Raw genomic sequence first — 17431 nt, forward strand, 5'->3', positions numbered from 1 at the left:
CTAAAAATAATTATCTTTTAAGCCAACCACATGAATATATTGGCAAAAGTTTGTTAGTTATCTAGTTTGTTTTATTTACTGTTAATTAATATTATTTGGCATTTTTAGTTTGAAACTGGGCGCTAATTTTTTGCATAAATTCAGACATATTAGCGAGGCGATCTAATTCCACGCGCTGAGCTATTTCAGATTGACTCATTGAATCTTGCCACTCTTGCATTCCCGGTATTTCAGACAATACATTCCAATTGAGTTGAGTAGAAGCAATTGATTTTACAATCACGTTGACGTAATACACATAGATGTCAGCCATGGTAAATTGCTCGCCCACAATCCAAGGTGAAAATTGACATAAGGCATTTAAAGCTGTCACTCCACGCTTTAATACTTGACGTACTTCTATCGCAACAGCTTCAGGAATTTCAGTGCCTGTAAATGCATAAGAAATTAATCGTCTGCTTGGTAATTCCAAATACAGCTCTGCTATTTTCATGATTTGACGTACGACAGCACGCTCTCCTAAATTTTCAGGGTATAGCGGTATCGCAGGATAGGTATCTTCAATAAAATCACAAATAACACTCGACTCTGAGATGTTAAGACCTTCAGACGTGGTAATAGCAGGCACTTTACCAACAGGACTCACTGCTAATAACTCGTCACTTCCACCGTAGATAAGGTTTTCTTGGAATGTTAATTCTTTATATAAAAGTACATGTTTCACTAGGTTGTAATAATTACTAGCGGCAAAACCGTGTAAAGTGATCATCAATTTGACTTCCATTATTAGTGTGGAGGTAAATGTTTAAGTGGGATCTATTATTACTTGTTTTAATTAGCTTATATATAAGGGATAACGTGAATCACTATTGTCTTTAAGACAACAATAAAGCATAGAAGAAATTAAACAGATCAATGGACAATACTTATTAACGCATCATTAAAGTGAATTTAAAACCTCATAATTCAATATTCAATTAGATTGTGAGGTTTATATATTGAGGGCCTTAATAAACACTGCTTACTAAACAACTCCTTGCTCAATCATTGCATCAGCGACACGCCTAAAGCCTGCGATATTTGCGCCAAGTAATAAATTTTCAGGCTCTCCAAACTCTTCAGCTGTTTCACTTGCAGTAATAAAAATTCTTTTCATGATTTGTTTTAATTTTTCATCAACTTGATCAAATGTCCAATTTTGCATGCTGGCATTTTGGGCCATCTCTAGTTGACTCGTTGCGACTCCACCAGCATTAGCTGCTTTACCAGGGCCGTAAGTAATTTTAGCTTCAACAAAACAATCGATAGCTTCTTTGGTAGAAGGCATATTCGCGCCCTCAGCAACCAATTTACACCCATTTTTTAATAATGATTTAGCATCAGCTTCAGTTAATTCATTTTGAGTCGCACAAGGGAAAGCGGCATCAGCCGGGAAGCGCCATACTGCGTGTCCGTCTTCAGGGTAATCACTCACAGGTATATATTTAGCATCAGGATGCACATCGATATAAGCGCTCAAACTATGCTTAGATTGTTCTTTTAACTGTTTTATTAATACAAGGTCGATGCCTGATTTATGATATATCGCACCACGAGAATCACTACAACTAACGGGTATTGCACCTAATTGGTATAGTTTTTCCATCGCATAAATAGCAACATTACCCGCCCCAGAAACTAAACAGTAGGAACCTTCTAAACTATCATTTTTTGCTTGTAGCATGTAATTAGCAAAGTACGCGACACCATAACCCGTTGCTTCTTTTCGAACTAATGAACCACCCCACAATAGACTCTTACCTGTTAACACTCCTTCATAACGACCCGTTAATCTTTTATATTGACCAAATAAATAGCCAATTTCTCTCGCTCCAACACCAATATCCCCTGCTGGCACGTCCGTTGTTGCTCCTATGTGTCGATAAAGTTCTGTCATAAATGATTGGCAGAATCGCATGATCTCAGCATCAGAACGTCCCTTAGGATCAAAATTGGCTCCACCTTTACCGCCGCCAATGGGTAGTCCTGTTAATGCATTTTTGAAAATTTGTTCAAAACCTAAAAATTTAATAACGCTGGCATTAACACTAGGATGAAAACGTAATCCACCTTTATAAGGACCAAGGGCAGAATTAAATTCAATACGGTAACCTTTGTTAACCTGTATTACGCCTTGATCATCAACCCAAGGGATCCTAAAAATAATTTGACGCTCAGGTTCAACTAAACGCTGAATAATGGCTTGTTGCTGATATTTTAGAGAGTTTTCAAGAATGGGTTCAAGAGATTCAAGCACTTCTTCAACTGCTTGATAAAATTCAAATTGTGCGGGACTAGATTGTTTTAGTTGTGCAATAGTGGTGGTTAAGTAGTTCATATATTTTCCTATCAGAATCATTAAAATTTAGGCTCAAATGTTGAAATAAACATGGCCAATTTGATACTGCATTTTGAGCTCTCCTTTGAGTAAGTGTTTTTCATCACTTTATCACGATATAAATATATTCAAATACATCACAGCAAGAGAATTACCAAATAGTGATCAGCAATATAAATACAATCATTAGCTTTTATATTCGTTATTTTATAACTAGGATCTCGACACGTTTTGATAGATAACAGGCTTAATTAAGGGTAAGTAAATCATCATTTATTGAGAATGTAATACGCCCGCTCACACCTTGTTCATCAACAGCAACGAGTTCTACCTCGCCATTTAATTGTGTGGGAATAAGCAATTGTAAAATACTCTTTTGTGTTGTTAACCATTGCCCATTCAAATACCAACTAACAGCCCCAACTGCTCCAGAGACATGTACAGTTTGTTGAATAGGAATTAATTTTTGACGATATATTTGCTGTTTATCTTGAATACCTTCAATGGTTAACATTTGATTTTGTTTTGGGATCACCAAACAACTCGGTGAATATGGCGGAATTCTTGATGTTCGTTTTTCCTCATTAGGTAACCATGGCTCTAACTGCTGTGGCCATAAACTAACCTTTTTATTGATTGCTGTTAATGATCCACATTCACCAGATAAACGTAAGTGTGTCTGAGCATCTAACATGATGCTCTTAGTCGCTTGATGAAAAGCGAGACCTGATTCTATTTTTAATGTTCTAGGTGTTACACCTTGTTTTGTTAAGGCAAATAAATGACGCTCACAGAATTCCGACTCAACAAGTGTGACCGAGCGGCCATCAGGCCAACAAATTTCTTTATCTTGTACCGTAAAAGGTCGCTCTGGCTGTTCACTTTCTTTTGTTTTATCACCTTGCAACATATCTAAAACAGAGAATAAAACAGGTGCAGCAGTTGTTACTCCTAATGCCCCTTTTAGTGGTTCTCCACTTGGTTTACCTACCCATACACCAATTGTATATTGCTTAGTACTACCAATTGCCCAAGTATCACGACTGCCCCAGCTTGTCCCCGTTTTCCATGCTAATTGAGGACGTACAGCTTTCGAATATCCCCAGTTAAATTGTTCAGGAGGCATAACACCGGTTAATGTTTTCCATGTGATCCAAGCAGCCGCTTCACTCATTAATTGACGGCCTTGAGGTTGATATTGCAGTTGATTTTTTTGGTTATTAATATGCTTATTACTACTGTCACTATCATCTTCAAAAATAAGCGGTTTAACCCTACCTTGATCCGCAAAACTACTGTGTAATGCAACTAAGCTTTGCAAGGAGATCCCCGCTCCTCCTAAAATGATGGATGCATTGGCTTTGTTCCCTGGAATGTCTAATGGATGTAAAACATGTGCAAGTTTATTCACAAATTTTTGCTCTCCATAAGCTTCTATTAATTGTACAAAAGGAATATTTAAGGAGCGTTGTAATGCATCACTTGCCGTGACTGGACCATCAAAACCTTTTGCAAAATTACCCGGTCTATAACGTGAATTTGCTCTTGGTACATCAGCAAGTAATGATTGAGAATGAATGAGGTTATCATCAATTGCTAAAGCAAATAATAAAGGTTTTAAAGTTGAACCTGGTGAACGAATGGCTTGAACCATATCAACATGCCCCGATCGACTATTGTCCAACATAGAAGCTGAACCAACATAGCTGATCACATGCTGATTTTTATTATCCACAACTAAAACCGCCATTGAGACCCCTTCGCCTTTTAAAGCTGCATAATCTTTAACATAGCTACTAATTTGTTCTTGTAAGGTTCTATTTATAAAGGTTTTTATTACTGCTTTATGAGGATTACCATGTTTTAACCTTCTTGCTAATAAAGGAGCAATTAAGGGTTGTTCCGGTGTCCATACCACAACCGGTTCTTGTTTTACTTTATTTGCTTTTTGTTGTGTCCAAACACCTTGTGTTACCAAACGATCAATCACTTTATTGCGCGCTTGAGTAGCCCGTTTAGGATGACGATCTGGACGGTAATGTGATGGTGCTTGTGGCAATACTGCTAATAAAGCAGCCTCAGCAGGTCGTAATTGTGATGCTGGTTTACGTAAGTATTGGTAACTTGCTGCTTGCACTCCTTCTAGTGTCCCACCAAACGGAGCATAGTTAAGATAAAGTGTAAGTATTTGTTTTTTACTAAGATGCCATTCCAGTTGCAGCGCGCGTAATATTTGCTCTGCTTTGCCTAATAATGTTCGATTGTGTGGATATAAGATCCGCGCAACTTGCATAGTGATAGTAGAACCACCAGAAATAATTCTCTGGTTATAAACATATTGCCAAATTACTCGTAAAAAACTCAGCGGGTTAATACCCGGATGTTGATAAAAATAACGATCTTCATAGGCAATTAATGCTTCGATATAAGCAGGTGAAACATCTTCTAAACTAACTTGATAACGCCATACGCCATTTTTATCTGCAAACGCACGTAATGGAGCACCTTGATCATCCAATACAACCGTTGCAAAATCTTGGTCATTATTTGGCATTGCTAATGGATAGATAACATTAGCAATCCACAAACCGCCTAACAACAAACAACTAAAAAGTAGAGTGTAAGCACATCTTCGTAACCATTTATACCGAGCTAAAATACAATCCGACATTAAGATGACACCTTTGCTCTAAAATACAAAAACATTACTGATACACTTACACATCATGACTTACCTAACAATTGACCATCTACTTACTACTAACATTGATTGTCTGAACGCTACCACCAATACCGTATAAAGCGGGTTTATACATAGACTCAGCCAATACAGCAGGGAAAACATATTCACCAGGATTTACAGCTCGAGATAATACATATAACGTTTGTATTCTTTTAGCCGGTAAATCAACAGCTGCAACATAACGATCGTCTCTAAATTCTTGGTGCTCGATATCTGCAGAGGTAGCCACATTTTTACCATCAATCATGATGTCAGATATTTTTAAACTATTGTTTAAATTCTGATTTTCTAATTCAAGTCCTGCCGGCATTAAGTTAACAATTAACGCATCAGGTATTCTTTCTTCACTTCTTACCCTAATACGCGTTAATAACAGTTCTCCAGAATTTAAATGACGGTTGTGGACTAATGGTGTCGCTGTTTTACCTTGAATTAAAAAATACTCTGCAGAAACGCGTATACCATTATTAACATCATAATCAGGTTCTTTTTTAACACCAGACCAATCAAAGGATGCATATAAAGGATGATCACCAGTATTGGTAAATTGTGCTTTCAAGCCTTTTTTGATTGCAATATTTTGATGGTATTCACCAGTAATTTTTAATTCTTGAGGCGCTTGGTTTACTAGTAAACTTCCTTGCCATGGATTATCTGAATATTGCTGTTTCATGGTCAGTGCTAATATCAAAATGGCACTTCTTTCTTGGATGCTTAACCATCTCTCTTGATGAATATCAGAAGCCAGCTCTGGCAACATAGCTAATGCTTTTTGTTTTATTTCATTGCTCACTGAAGATGAAGTTAACAAGGCATTAATTACCATAGCTTGGTCACGTATTTCACTCCCGTAATCCCCTAAATAACGATCACCACGTTTTTGTTTCAACGCTTGTAAAATCATGGCTGTACCTTCTTGCTCACTGCCCGACATTAACATTGCTAATCCTAAATGTACGCCAGGTAACTTACCAACAGCAGCAGGCATATCTTTTTCCGCTATATCGCGTAATGGACCTAGTGTGACTTTATTCTGTTTTGCAAGTACGTAAGCGGCATAAGCACGATAAGCTGCATCGTAATGTTTTGGATCACTAGACCAAGTTCTTACATGATGACGTGAGCGAGAACTTAAATAACTCTGTAAACGTTCAGTAGCGTTATTAAGCATTTGATCGGGCACATTGATGCCCTTTGCTTTTAGATCATATAAAAAATCGGTCGCGTAAGCGGTTAGCCAATGTTGCTCTCTAGACTGATTACTCCATAGACCAAAGCTTCCATCTGCACGTTGTAATTCACTGTAACGCTCAATGGCACTTTGTGCTCTATGCAGCACATCTTCAGCATTAACATCTTCAGTCTCAGTTGCTTCGCCTTGTTTACTCAACAAAGCCACAAATGGACGAGATTTACTGGTTGTTTGCTCTAGGCAAGTATATGGATATTGCTTTATATATTGCCAATTAGCATGCTCATCAAGATTAGGTGTCAGCGCAACTGAAAGTTGTAATTTGGTATTTAATTCCTTAAAAGGAGCTAATGCATTTTCAGGTAATGTAATACTTTCGCCCGGCATTAATAATGCTTTTTTAGAATGATATTCTGATGCTTGTGTTGCTCTGATAGGTAATGACCATTCACGAACAATGACTTCCTGTTTCCCCACTTTGGCACTTTTAAATGAGATACTCGCTTTGATATGTCCAATACCAATATCTTGTAGCGCTTTTAATGTAAAAGATAATGTTTGTTTTTTATGAGGTTCAAGCGTTAATACCTGCTTATTATTTTCAGCAATTAGCTTGCCATCGATAGTTAATGATAATTCGCCCTGAATAGTAGAATTAGTGACATTATTTAAATCTAATGAAACTTCACTGCTATCACCACTTGCCATAAATTTAGGCATAGCAACTTGCATTACAATAGGTGAAGCAACTTTGATCGTTTTATCAGCTTTAGCAAACGAGGCTTTATCAAAAGCAACGGCTGTTAATTGTAATTCACCATCAAAAGCAGGTAGTTGTAATGGTACTTCGGCGACACCATTATTCACTGAGACTAAACCACTAAATAAACTAACAATTTGTACTTCACTTTCAGCCTTTTCCCCTCCACGAGTTAAAGCAGCATCTCCACCCCAACGAATACTTGCATTATCAGCTAATAGAGATGTCATAATTTGATCGTATATGTCCGTGATCGCACCTTGATATGCACGTCGTCCGTAAAAGAAACTATGTGGGTCTTCTACTTTATATCCACTTACGCTTAATACTCCGGCATCAACGGCTGACAATGTTACTTTTGCATTACCCGTTAAAGGTTGACCATTTGCATCATTAACAAGGACTTTAGCTAGCACTTGTTGATTAGGCGTCCAACGTTCAGGAATATCAATACTGACTTCAAGTTGCTGTTGTTCCCGATTCAATGGAAGGTGAATAATACCAAAGCTACGTTTCGTCACCGACTCTGCATGAGAGTTAGCAGGAGCAAAAACAAAAGCTGAGATATAAGCATCATGTCTTGATAACTCTTTAGGCACGGTTAACGAGAGCGTAGACTCACCTTTGTTGACTGCTACTTGTTGTTGAAATAATACGTGATCGGTTTCAATCGTGATCAGTGCACTACCCGCTGTTGGAGAGCCAATTCGTAATGCGAGTTTTTCTCCAGGTAAGTATGATGCTTTATCTAATGCTAAGTTCACGCGGTCAGGACGAATGGTTGACTCATTACTTTCCCAATTATAATACCAATCTTCACCCGCTCTAAAGCGATAGGTAGTTTTACCTTGTGTTGATAGATCCGTCAGCTCTAATCGGTAATCTCCCCATTCTACCGTTTCACTTAACTTTAATGGCTCTTGGTTGATAAAGCTCAGTGTTCGATTATTAACAACATATTCTTTTTTAACCACATCATAATGCCAGCCTTTATCTGAATCATAAGTCCAAAAATAAAGCTTTTCTTCGCGCACTAATACTGCTTTTACATCACCTTTTGATAAACTTTTTCCATCTTTATCTAGTTTCAAAAGATTAAAATGAATTTCTGCATCACTTGCTGACTGATCATTTTTAAAACCGGGTTTCACTGCTACAAAACTTTTTTTAGGCCATAACAAACTATTATGATAACGGTTAAGCGCACGACCACCGCTTTCAAACAAGCTATAACTCAGTTGTACTTTTACTGGCACATTCCAGTCAGACCAAGTTTGCTCAACTTTAGTTGTATATTCACCAGACTCATTTAATGTTGCATCTTCTAATGAAAATTGAGTGTTACGAACCCCATTAGCATCACCGACATAATAATTTGGCCATTGTTTAAAGGGGTGTGTCCAAGCAGAAATCTTACCTTGTGCTTCAAGTGCATTACCCGCAGCAGGTGCACCATATAAATATTCACCAAGCACCTTAACTTTGAGGCCTTGTGATGGTGTAAAACTATCTAACTTACCCGCATCACCTAAGGTTAGGCGTAAACGTTCAGGTAAGAATTCCTCAACTTGGAAGTGAAAACGCGCACTGTATTTTGAGTTACCTTTAATATTCACTTTTGCTTGCCAATTACCAACAGGACCCGATGCAGGTAAATTTATTGTGTATTGATAATATCCATTTTCTTTATCATTGGCATTCAACCAAACAGACTTAAAAGTACTACCATCAGGTTTAAATATATCAACATTCAATGACTGATTTTTAACTCGCCCGTCTCCATCACGGTTTAACAAACTCAAAGTGACTGATTCACCTGGACGATAAATATCACGCTCAGAATAAACAAATACTTGGCTATCACTAAATTGCAGGCCGCCAACTTTGAAGTCTGACAGGTCAAATCGAGGATGGTTGTAAGGTAAAAGAGTCACTTGATCATCATGGTGCGCAACAATTAATGCTAAACGCTGGCTTTTATTAAATGCAACATGACCCTTTGCATCCGTTGTTAATGACGCAAAGCGTTTTGATTTACGATCTAACAAATCAATTTTTACACCCGGCAATAATTTGCCTGTTTTAATATCCTGTGTGAGGATTTCAACTTGTGTAGGAAATTGGCGTACTTGTAAGCCAATCGCTGATACTGAAAACCAAGTTGCAGCTTCAAACTCAAATCCACCGGGTTTACCTAAAGTTGCAAAATAAACCCCTGTCTCATTAGCCCAATTTTTATCTGCAATAGGAAACTTGGTTATATGACGCTGATTAGCTTTTCCACCTGTTTTAATACGAGCAGTATAAAGGTGCTCAACTACTTCTTGGCGACGAGAATTTTCATAATAATAAGAGCCACTATGAGCAATTTTATCAAAGTTACTAATGAAATCTGATAAATGATCTACTTTTACACGGTAAATATTAAGATCCGCTTCTTCGACATTCACAGAATAAATACCTAAATCATCAGAGTGTCCCGGTACTAAAATAGCACCCTCTTTTGTTTTGAAACTTACAACGGGAGGCATTGCACGTGTCTGTATCGTTTTCGTTATTTCTTGCTGTAAGGCATTACCATTAATTGCAGTTACCCCAGCAATAAGATTAAAGCTATAACTTGTTTCTGGCTGAATCCCGAAAAATTGCAGTTTTTTACCATCAGTACTTAATACTGGCGTCGCAAGATGTGGTGTTGTTTCGATAAAGCGATCAAAGTTTTGATTGGGATCGAGTGGGATATTAAATAAAAACTCGATGGCGTTACTCTCACCTACTTCTCGTTCAGAAATATCAACAACATTCAGTTTAATGCTTTTATCATTAGTTATTGATATGTCCGATGTAGTACTGGTTACTAAGGATGAGTTGTTAAAAACTAATTTCTCTTTTTCAGGAGTTATTGCTTTACTTTGAGTGGTAGTTTGCTCAACAACCTGAGGATCACTATTGTCCTGACAAGCCACCAATAACAAACAAAGCATAATTGCTGTGCCCACTTTTATACTTCGAAATTTATGTTTTAACATGTCAGTCTCCACCACTTTTAATCTTCGTAAACCACAGGGGTACGGCTCTAATTCGCTATATTACATTGTTTTTGTAATAACAAAGTGTCAATTCAATGGTCAATTGTGTCAAAAAAAAGGCAGTTGAATAGATGTATTTTTTTAACTAAAAACACATTTAAAATGAAAAGACAAACGTAGACAAGAAATAGGTCTAAATAGGAAGATGACGAAGGAGAGATTTGCACTATTGACAATCTAATAGCAAAAAGGCACTTACAGTAAACTGTAAGTGCCTTTTCTTAATGTGGCGGAGGAGGAGAGATTTGAACTCTCGGAGAGCTATTAACCCTCGCTGGTTTTCAAGACCAGTGCATTCAGCCGCTCTGCCACCCCTCCGCAGAACGAGGCGAATAATACAGAGTGAGATAAAAAAAGCCAAGCCTTTTTTGTATTTTTTTTTAATTAATTTTAATTTGTAACATTTGCGTAGTTCAACCTTTAATTCCCCTGCAATCACCTTTACTATTCGCTTATTAAATTGAGAAAACTTAACTGGTTGTGTATTCATTATTATTTAAACCACTCTTTTCTTTAAGTAACTCAATACCATACATTAATATCGCTATCCATTTAAGGTTTCAAGTATGTTTCAAGACAATCCATTATTAAACCAACTTAAACAAACTATGCAGGAAAATACTCCCAAACGTACCGGCATTGTTAAAGCATCTGAACGTGGATTTGGATTTTTAGAAACCGATAAAGGCAAACGTTTTTTTATTGCCCCCAATGATATGAAAAAAGTACTACACGGCGATCGTATTAGTGCTGCGATACAAGAGAATGGTGATAAATCAACAGCTCAACCTGTGCAATTAAAAAACACAGAAACCTCAGAATTTGTAGCTCAACTTTCAATTAGCGATAAACGTGTTTCAATTAAAGCGAATAATCCTTTGTTACATGCTTTCTTTAAAATAAAAGGCGCAATGAAGCTTGCAAATAAAGGTTACCATGATGGTGATTGGGTCAAAGTTAAATTACTTGAACATGCCTTAGAAGGTAACGGTTTTCTGACAGAAATTATTGAAAAAATAGCAGATTATAATGACCCTTTTGCTTATCGTTTAATCGCAGTTGCAACACACAACTTACCTAATAAAGCGCCTGAGTTTGATCATCCTTGGCAAGTGATTGATCCTGAGTTAGAACGTCAAGATTTAACAAAAACGCCGTTTTTCACTATTGATGGCGTGAACACGCAAGATATGGATGATGCATTATATATAGAAGAAAATGAACAAGGCTGGGCGCTAGCAGTTGCCATTTCAGATCCTTCTGCTTATGTGCCAGAAGCGACAGAAATGGATGCAGAAGCTAAAAGACGTTCATTTACTTTATATCTTCCTAATTTTAACGTACCTATGTTACCGCGTGATTTAAGTGACAGTTTATGTTCACTTAAAGAAGGTGAAAAACGCGCAACTATATGTTGCACAATGCAAATAGGAAAAGATGGTGCAATTCTTCATGAACCAACCTTTTTTGCAGCTTGGATAAAATCTCATTACCGACTTAATTATCATGATGTTTCAAATTATTTAGAAAATGATGAATTAACAGATGGACAATGGAAACCAAATAAAATATTAAGTCAATTATTGAAAGTATTAGATCAAGCAACTGAAGCTCGTCATCAATGGCGTTGTGAAAATACAGTGGTGATCAAAAGCCAGCCTGATTACACCTTAAAACTGAATAACAAAGGTGAAGTATATGAAATTCTTTGTGAACCTCGCCGTACTGCTAACCGATTAGTTGAAGAATCAATGATCGCCGCCAATGTCTGTGCCGGTGACTTTTTAGCTAAACACTGTCAAGTTGGTGTATTTAACGTACATTCAGGATTTGCCACCGATAGATTAGAAAAAGCCGCTAAGTTACTTGCTGAATATGGCATTACAGTGCAAGCGACTTCATTAGCAACCCTCGATGGTTACATCAAAATGCGTCAAGATGTTGCATTATTACACAACGCTTATTTAGATCATCGTTTACGTCGTTTATTGTCTTACGCAGATACAGCAACAACACCTGCACCTCATTTCACAATGGGCGTCAATCACTATGCAACCTGGACTTCTCCGATCCGTAAATATGGCGATTTAATTAATCATCGCTTAATTAAATCGGTATTAATAGAACAAACAAGCAATGTCATCGACACTGATATCGGTGCACATTTAAATGAAGCGCGTAAATCACAACGTATGGCTGAGCGGGATGTAAACAATCTATTATATTGTCGCTACTTAAAAGACCAAGAAAATTCAGATTGGCGCTATAAAGCAGAAATATTCGATATCGTAAAAGCAGGTTGTCGTGTACGAGTGCAAGAAAATGGCGCTACTTTCTTTGTGCCAAGTAGTTTACTCAGCAAATCTGCTACTGACGCTAAAAAAGTTGAATGTGTTCGAGAGCAAGGCGTTGTTAAAGTTGCGGAACAAATTGAGTTACAACTTGGTGATGTCATTGATGTCATGCTTACATCGGTTAAGCCTGAATCGCGTCAACTCATTGCAAAGCTTGCAGAACCACTCGGGTAAATTAACGCATTAATCAGTTGATCTTTATAGGTCAACTGACCTTTTCTTATTCCCCTATCTATTTAATGGTTAAGAATTCATCGCTTAGCTTGCCAAGGCAAGTTATAATCGCGCCTAAATTTTTAACTAGGCAGTTCCAATGAGCGTTGATTTATTACAAGCAGACCGTCCCCTTTTCTCATACGACAACTTTAAAGCACGAGCTGAAAAGCCCGCGCCATTTCTCCCTATGTCGCGTAAAGAGATGAAAAAACTAGGCTGGGACTCTTGTGACATTATCTTAGTCGTAGGTGATGCTTATGTTGATCATCCAAGTTTTGGTATGGCAGTGATCGGCCGAACATTGGAAGCACAAGGTTATCGAGTGGGCATTATTGCACAACCAGATTGGAGTAATAAAAATGACTTCATGAAACTCGGTAAACCTAATCTATTTTTTGGCGTCTCTGCAGGCAATATGGATTCTATGATCAACCGTTATACTGCCGAACGTCGTATGCGTCATGATGATGCTTATACGCCAAATAATGAAGGCGGAAAACGTCCCGATCGAGCAGTCTTGGTTTATACACAGCGCTGTAAAGAAGCCTTTAAAGGTGTACCTGTTGTGATTGGAGGCATTGAAGCAAGTTTGCGCCGTATTGCACATTATGATTATTGGTCAGATAAAGTACGCCACTCAGTTCTATTAGATTCAAAAGCAGATATTTTATTATTTGGTAATGCCGAACGTCCTTTGCTTGAAGTTGCTTATCGATTAGCACAAGGTGAAGATGTAAAAAACATGACGGAAATACGCGGTAGCGCCTTGCTAACAAAAGAGCCTTTAGTAGGTTGGGATGGTTTAGATTCAACACAAGTTGACCATATCGGTAAAATAGATCCCATTATTAATCCTTATGCCGATATTAATGTCGCCTGTGCTACACAAAAATTAGCAGATCAAGAAGCAGAAGAGGTGCAAGACGCGACTAAGCCAATCACTATCCAACCTGCTTTTGCGCGTCCTAAAAAAAGTAAACCTTGGGAAAAAACTTATATTCAATTACCAAGCTATGAAAAAGTCAGTAGTGAAAAAATGCTTTATGCGCATACTTCTCGTGTATTACACCAAGAAACAAACCCGGGTTGTGCTCGTGCATTAGCACAATATCATGGAAAACGTTTACTTTGGGTTAATCCACCAGCTTATCCGTTAACAACCGAAGAGATTGATTCAGTATTTGATTTACCTTATCAGCGTGTTCCACACCCTGCTTATGGTGATGCAAAAATTCCAGCTTATGACATGATCCGCTTTTCAATTAACATCATGCGGGGTTGTTTTGGTGGGTGTACTTTCTGCTCAATCACAGAGCATGAAGGCCGCGTTATTCAAAGTCGCTCTGAAGATTCTATTATTAGAGAAATCGAAACAATACGCGATAAAGTACCTGGTTTTACAGGTGTAATTTCAGATCTAGGTGGCCCCACGGCCAACATGTATCGCTTGAAATGTAAGAGCCCTAAGGCAGAGCAAACTTGTCGTCGTTTATCATGTGTATTCCCCGATATATGCCATCACATGGAAACCAACCATGAGCATACTATTAGCTTATATCGACGCGCACGTAAATTAACAGGTATTAAAAAGATTTTAATCGCATCAGGTGTTCGTTACGATATTGCAGTTGAAGATCCTCGTTATGTAAAAGAATTAGTTGAACATCATGTTGGCGGTTATTTAAAAATAGCACCAGAACATACTGAAAAAGGTCCGCTCGACAAAATGATGAAACCCACCATGAGTAGCTATGAAATTTTCAAAGAAATGTTTGAAAAGTATTCTAAAGCAGCGGGTAAAAAACAATACTTAATTCCTTACTTTATCTCTGCGCACCCAGGTACCACTGATAAAGACATGATCAACTTAGCATTATGGTTGAAATCTAATAAATTTAAATTAGATCAAGTACAAAACTTTTATCCATCACCGATGGCTAATGCGACGACTATGTATCACACAGAGAAAAACCCACTGCATAAAGTGAATAAAGAATCTGAAGAAGTACTCACAGCAAAAGGTGCACGCCAGCGTAAATTACATAAAGCGATTTTACGTTACCACGTACCTGAAAACTGGCCATTAATTCGAGAAGCGTTAAAGAGTTTAGGTTTAGCGCGTACTTTAATTGGCAAAGGTCCGCATCATTTAGTGCCGCCAGAAAGCCGTAATGAAAAGACTGCTATTAAAAAAGGAAATAAATGGAGCCAATCTGGTGATGTTAAAGCAGGACAAATTGCTTTAAGTAAACATACTGGCCTAGGGCAATTTAAAGCCACAAAAGATGCAGCAAAAGACGGCTTTAAAGCAGGAAAAGCTAAAACAAAAGCGAAACTAGGATCGAAAGCCAAAGTATCCATCAAGCCTAATAAAAGCAAAAACTCAGCCCCTAAAAAGTTCGTTACGAATACCAGAGTTAAAACTAAATAATTAGATTCGTTAAAACCAGCGACCTAAAAAAACGGGACTCATCAAATGAGTCCCGTTTTTTATAGGGTATTAAAAGCCTAAAAGCATTGTATTAATTGACTATCGAACGGCCAGTAAATGAATGTGAAAGTGTCGTACTATCTACAAATTCTAACTCTCCCCCTACCGGCACACCATGAGCAATACGACTAACTTGAATGCCACATTTTTTAGCCATCTCTGCAATATAATAAGCGGTTGCTTCACCTTCAACAGTAGGATTTGTTGCTAAAATTATTTCACTGGTTTTACCCGCTTGCATCTGTTTTTCTAGTAAATGTAAACCAAGTTGTTCTGGACCAATGCCATCAAGGGGTGACAAGTGCCCCATCAAAACAAAATAAGTTCCTGAAAATAAAGCGGTTTGCTCAATGGCCACCACATCAACAGGCATTTCTACAATACAAATAATCCCCGTTTCATTACGTTTGGCGTTATTACAAATAGGGCATAAATCTTCTTCAGTAAAGGTGCGACATTGTTGACAATGCCCAATTTCAGCTACTGCTCTTGCTAAGGTATCACTCAGTTTTAACGCACCATTGCGATTTTTATCTAACAAATGATATACCATTCGTTGTGCTGATTTAGGACCGACACTAGGTAAACATTGTAACGCTTGCATCAATTCATCGATTAAAGGTCTAGGTGACATTATTTCTCTTCTATTTTATTAACATGATTGTCATTAATGATTTCATCATTAACCAAATTCAGTGACTTTTTCTAATTCGTAAAATGATTCAGTAATGGTTTCTAGTTTATCATCTAATATTGCTCTCGCATCATTAAGACCTTGGTTATAATAATAACCTCCCACTTTTTCACTGAAAAAATCTAATAAAAACTCAGCATCAAACTCACCAATTTCTTGATCTAACTCTTTCTCAAAATACTTTTGGATTTGATCAACCAAGGTTATTTTTTGGTCTTTTGAAAACTCTATCGCAGCCATATTATTTCCTACTTATTATTTCGTTTTTTTATTTTATTTCAGTAATTTTTATTTGCTCAATAGTTGGCTGACAATCTTTGTATAGATTAATGGCAATATCTTCAGCTAACTGCAAATAAGGAGCAACTAAGGTTGTTTTTTCATTTTTAGCAACCGTTGGGCAACCAGAGTCAGTATCTTCTCGATATTGAATATGCAGTGGTAAAGCACCTAAAAATGATAAATTAAATTGCTCTGCTAATTTTTTACCACCACCCGTACCAAAAATAGCTTCTTCATGGCCACATTTCACACAGGAATAGACACTCATATTTTCGATAATACCTGCCACATTTACATCTACTTTATCGAACATGATCACCCCTTTCTGGGCATCAATTAACGCAATATCTTGAGGGGTGGTAACAACAACTGCACTTGTAAGAGGGACATTCTGTGACATTGTAAGCTGGATATCACCCGTACCTGGTGGCATATCTACAATTAAATAATCAAGTTCGGGCCAGTCAGTTTCGTTTAACACTTGTTGTAATGCTTTACTCGCCATTGGGCCACGCCATACCATGGCATCTTTATCTTCAATTAAAAAACCAATACTGTTACAAACAACACCATGAGCTTCAATCGGTAATAATAATTTGCCATCGGCAGAAGTTGATTTAGTGTTTTTTTCACCCAGCATAGTTGGAATAGATGGACCATAAATATCTGCATCCAATAAACCCACTTTGGCACCATTTTGTAGCAGTGCTAAAGCAAGGTTAACACTAACAGTCGATTTCCCAACGCCACCTTTGCCAGATGAAACAGCAATAATATTTTTAATATTTGGGTTTGTTTTTGCGACTTTTTTATGTTCGAAACAAGGTATTTTATGCGTAACATTCCAACTAAACTGCTGCTTGAATATTGAGGTTAATGGATCATTTGTTTGTTGCTTTAATCTAGATAACCAATTATCTGCGTAAAAAGGTAAAGAAAGATTAATTTCCGCAGTATCTGCTTTAATCACCAATAAACCTTGATCAATAAATTTTTTAAAAATTTCTGGCTCAATTGCTTGCTCAATACAGCGTAAAACTTGTTGCTCAATTGTTTTCTTTTTAAACAGCATATAACCTCCCTTAAACTCAAATTAATCGCTGAGTTTATCAAAATAATTAGATAATTCATCCTTATTAAAAATAGGCGTTAATTCCGACCTAGATAAGAGTGGGATTTGTGATGTTTTTTGGGTAGAATTACGCCCTTAAAACCTCGCTTAGACTTAAGGAA

The 17431-nt window shown here is 37.4% G+C and carries 9 protein-coding genes and 1 tRNA gene; 2 read left to right on the top strand and 8 right to left on the bottom strand.

Annotation, left to right across the window (positions count from 1 at the left end; genetic code table 11):
* Positions 1-91 precede the first annotated feature (91 nt).
* From E2R68_RS06325 to E2R68_RS06345, 5 genes are all read right to left on the bottom strand, one after another.
* Entirely contained in the window at positions 92-769 is a 678-nt protein-coding gene (locus tag E2R68_RS06325) for a glutathione S-transferase family protein (protein WP_134276644.1), read from the bottom strand.
* Positions 770-1024: 255 nt separating this feature from the next.
* The gene (gene gdhA / locus E2R68_RS06330) at positions 1025-2377 is read right to left on the bottom strand and encodes an NADP-specific glutamate dehydrogenase (RefSeq protein ID WP_134276645.1); all 1353 of its coding nucleotides are present in this window, start codon (positions 2375-2377) and stop codon (positions 1025-1027) included.
* A 247-nt stretch (positions 2378-2624) separates the two neighbouring features.
* Positions 2625-5048, bottom strand: coding sequence for a penicillin-binding protein 1C (pbpC, locus tag E2R68_RS06335; RefSeq protein WP_134276646.1), 2424 nt, complete (start codon positions 5046-5048; stop codon positions 2625-2627).
* Between the two features lie 79 nt (positions 5049-5127).
* Positions 5128-10101 (bottom strand): alpha-2-macroglobulin family protein, encoded by a 4974-nt coding sequence (locus tag E2R68_RS06340; RefSeq protein ID WP_134276647.1) that lies wholly within the window; start codon positions 10099-10101, stop codon positions 5128-5130.
* A gap of 287 nt (positions 10102-10388) precedes the next feature.
* A tRNA-Ser gene (locus E2R68_RS06345) sits at positions 10389-10479 on the bottom strand.
* Between the two features lie 248 nt (positions 10480-10727).
* Between E2R68_RS06345 and E2R68_RS06350 the strand changes: the two genes are divergently transcribed.
* On the top strand, positions 10728-12689 hold the full coding sequence (locus E2R68_RS06350; RefSeq protein WP_134276648.1) for an exoribonuclease II: 1962 nt from the start codon (positions 10728-10730) through the stop codon (positions 12687-12689).
* 139 nt (positions 12690-12828) lie between these two features.
* Entirely contained in the window at positions 12829-15162 is a 2334-nt protein-coding gene (locus E2R68_RS06355) for a YgiQ family radical SAM protein (protein WP_134276649.1), read from the top strand.
* Positions 15163-15253: 91 nt separating this feature from the next.
* Here E2R68_RS06355 and recR read toward each other — a convergent pair whose 3' ends face one another.
* From recR to apbC, 3 genes are read right to left on the bottom strand one after another with little or no spacing between them, the layout of a single operon-like run.
* A complete protein-coding gene (recR, locus tag E2R68_RS06360; protein ID WP_134276650.1) occupies positions 15254-15856 on the bottom strand; it encodes a recombination mediator RecR in 603 nt (200 codons plus the stop codon).
* A gap of 48 nt (positions 15857-15904) precedes the next feature.
* On the bottom strand, positions 15905-16156 hold the full coding sequence (locus tag E2R68_RS06365) for a DUF2164 domain-containing protein (RefSeq protein ID WP_134276651.1): 252 nt from the start codon (positions 16154-16156) through the stop codon (positions 15905-15907).
* A 28-nt stretch (positions 16157-16184) separates the two neighbouring features.
* Positions 16185-17270: an iron-sulfur cluster carrier protein ApbC gene (apbC, locus tag E2R68_RS06370; RefSeq protein WP_134276652.1), complete on the bottom strand. Its 1086-nt coding sequence runs from the start codon at positions 17268-17270 to the stop codon at positions 16185-16187.
* Positions 17271-17431: the final 161 nt, after the last annotated feature.

The sequence above is a fragment of the Psychromonas algarum genome, from assembly GCF_004376845.1.
Taxonomy (GTDB): domain Bacteria; phylum Pseudomonadota; class Gammaproteobacteria; order Enterobacterales; family Psychromonadaceae; genus Psychromonas.

What these genes read in the sequence shown, in the direction of transcription:
- E2R68_RS06325 (WP_134276644.1), bottom strand. Translation starts at nt 769, where the DNA reads ATGATCACTTTACACGGTTTTGCCGCTAGTAATTATTACAACCTAGTG.
- gdhA (WP_134276645.1), bottom strand. Translation starts at nt 2,377, where the DNA reads ATGAACTACTTAACCACCACTATTGCACAACTAAAACAATCTAGTCCC.
- pbpC (WP_134276646.1), bottom strand. Translation starts at nt 5,048, where the DNA reads ATGTCGGATTGTATTTTAGCTCGGTATAAATGGTTACGAAGATGTGCT.
- E2R68_RS06340 (WP_134276647.1), bottom strand. Translation starts at nt 10,101, where the DNA reads ATGTTAAAACATAAATTTCGAAGTATAAAAGTGGGCACAGCAATTATG.
- E2R68_RS06350 (WP_134276648.1), top strand. Translation starts at nt 10,728, where the DNA reads ATGTTTCAAGACAATCCATTATTAAACCAACTTAAACAAACTATGCAG.
- E2R68_RS06355 (WP_134276649.1), top strand. Translation starts at nt 12,829, where the DNA reads ATGAGCGTTGATTTATTACAAGCAGACCGTCCCCTTTTCTCATACGAC.
- recR (WP_134276650.1), bottom strand. Translation starts at nt 15,856, where the DNA reads ATGTCACCTAGACCTTTAATCGATGAATTGATGCAAGCGTTACAATGT.
- E2R68_RS06365 (WP_134276651.1), bottom strand. Translation starts at nt 16,156, where the DNA reads ATGGCTGCGATAGAGTTTTCAAAAGACCAAAAAATAACCTTGGTTGAT.
- apbC (WP_134276652.1), bottom strand. Translation starts at nt 17,270, where the DNA reads ATGCTGTTTAAAAAGAAAACAATTGAGCAACAAGTTTTACGCTGTATT.